Annotated in this window: 4 protein-coding genes; 1 reads left to right on the plus strand and 3 read right to left on the minus strand. The window is 53.1% G+C overall.

Annotated features, from left to right (window positions below):
- The 3 genes from ACTHUT_RS19365 to ACTHUT_RS19375 all read right to left on the minus strand — a co-directional run.
- Positions 1 to 340: septal ring lytic transglycosylase RlpA family protein (locus ACTHUT_RS19365; RefSeq protein WP_440419462.1), on the minus strand; the 340-nt coding region annotated here is incomplete at its 3' end.
- Between the two features lie 48 nt (positions 341 to 388).
- On the minus strand, positions 389 to 853 hold the full coding sequence (gene trmL / locus ACTHUT_RS19370) for a tRNA (uridine(34)/cytosine(34)/5-carboxymethylaminomethyluridine(34)-2'-O)-methyltransferase TrmL (protein ID WP_049329344.1): 465 nt from the start codon (positions 851 to 853) through the stop codon (positions 389 to 391).
- Positions 854 to 917: 64 nt separating this feature from the next.
- Positions 918 to 1,634, minus strand: a complete 717-nt coding sequence (locus ACTHUT_RS19375) for a ComF family protein (protein WP_440419464.1) — start codon at positions 1,632 to 1,634, stop codon at positions 918 to 920.
- Between ACTHUT_RS19375 and ACTHUT_RS19380 the strand changes: the two genes are divergently transcribed.
- On the plus strand, positions 1,633 to 1,901 hold a 269-nt coding region (locus ACTHUT_RS19380; protein WP_440419465.1), incomplete at its 3' end, for an alpha/beta fold hydrolase. The genes ACTHUT_RS19375 and ACTHUT_RS19380 overlap by 2 nt on opposite strands.

The following is a 1,901-nucleotide window of genomic DNA, read 5'->3' on the forward strand; positions in this document are numbered from 1 at the left end:
CGATGACGCTTTTGCCGTTTTGCATATTGGTCACGCGTGCGTAGCTGGGAATAGGGAGGGTTTTGTGGGCGGCGGAGAGGGCGTTCATATTGTAACGCTCGCCGCTGGAAGTTTTACGGCCGTGGAATTGGTTGCCGTACCATGAGGCTTTGCCGGTTTGGCTGAAAGAGGAAACTTTGGTCAGCGGCGTGTAGAGTTTGCCGGCAACTTTGTAACTGCGGTTGGCAGAAGGATGCAGTTTTTCGACTCGGACCACGCTGTCGGCAACGGCGGCATTGATGGAAAGGACGCCGATGGTGGCGGCGGCTAAGGAAAGGAGGGTTTTTTTAGTAAAAGTCAAAACGGGTTCCGTTCTTGAGTTGATAACGCAGCGGTTTCAGACGGCCTGTTATACGCCGCCGGCAAAACCGTTTTGTCGCCATGCTTCAAACAGAATGACGGCGACGGTATTGGAAAGATTCATGCTCCTGCTGTCGGGCATCATCGGCAGGCGGATTTTTTGTCCAGCAGGCAGGCTGTCGAGAACTTCGGCAGGCAGGCCGCGTGTTTCGGGACCAAACAGCAACACGTCGCCTTCGCGGAAGGAAACTTCGTCGGGGCGGGTAGAGCCTTTGGTGGTCAGCGCAAAAATACGGCGGCCTTCGAGTGCCTTGAGGCAGTCTTCGAAATTCTCATGTACCGTCAGTTTGGCAAACTCGTGATAATCCAAGCCTGCACGCTTCATTTTGGACGAATCCAGAGGGAAACCAAGCGGTTTGACCAAGTGCAAATCGGCACCGGTATTGGCGCACAGGCGGATAATATTGCCCGTATTGGGCGGGATTTCGGGTTGGTACAAAACTATGGTAAACATATAAATCAATCACTTATAGATTGGCATAATGCCGAAATGTTCCATGGGTGTCAAAAACTTTAAGCTATTTTTTCATTGGCGGCCGCGCCAAACTCCAGCAAAAAATCTTACCTGCGCCTGATTTTTTCAGCGTTTTCGCCAATTCGTTTAAAGTCGAGCCGGTGGTGAAGACATCATCAATTAACAGAATATTACACGCCTTCGGCAATTCGGCTTTGATTTTAAATGCATTCTTGATATTTCGCAGACGTTCGTCGCTTTTCAGCGTACTTTGCGGCTCGCCATGCCGTCTGAAAACCGTGTGGCGCGGCAGCAGCGTCCAGCCGTAGCGTTTTGCCAAAATATCCGTCAATACCTCGCTTTGGTTGAATCCGCGCTTGAGCCGCCGCTCTTTGCTCAAAGGCATGGGCAGGACGAAATCGAAGTGTTCCGTCGCCAGCCAGTCCGGTGCGTTTTGGCTCATCAAATCTGCCAACGGACGGCTCATGCCCAAATCGGCCAAGTGTTTCAGCTCGCGTATCATGCTGCTGACGGGCGGTTCGTAATACAGCGAGGCCCACATTCTATCAAATGCAGGCGGCTTTTTCTGACAACTGCCGCACACTGCCCCGCCCGCGATATGGCGGAAACACAAAGGGCAGCTTTGTGCCGCGTCGATAAAATATTCCGTCAAATCGTTTGCGCAGCCTCGGCAAAGGCCGTCCGAAACGGAATCGTGGCATAATACGCAACGTCGCGCATTGAGCTGTTTCAAACTGCGCCACCAAGAAAGAACATTCATGCCACACTCCGCCAAAAAAGTTTATCTGATACACGGTTGGGCGGCGAACCGCCATGTATTCGACGATTTGATACCGCGCCTGCCTGCCGATTGGGACGTTCGCGCGCTTGATTTGCCCGGACACGGCGATGCGCCTTTTACCGAACCGTTTGATATTGCCGCCGTTGCCGAAGCCTTCGCCGGACAAATCGACACGCCGGCACACATTCTCGGCTGGTCGCTGGGCGGACTGGTTGCCCTGTATCTGACCGCGCTTTATCCCGACAA

The sequence above is a fragment of the Neisseria sp. P0022.S010 genome (assembly GCF_051956635.1).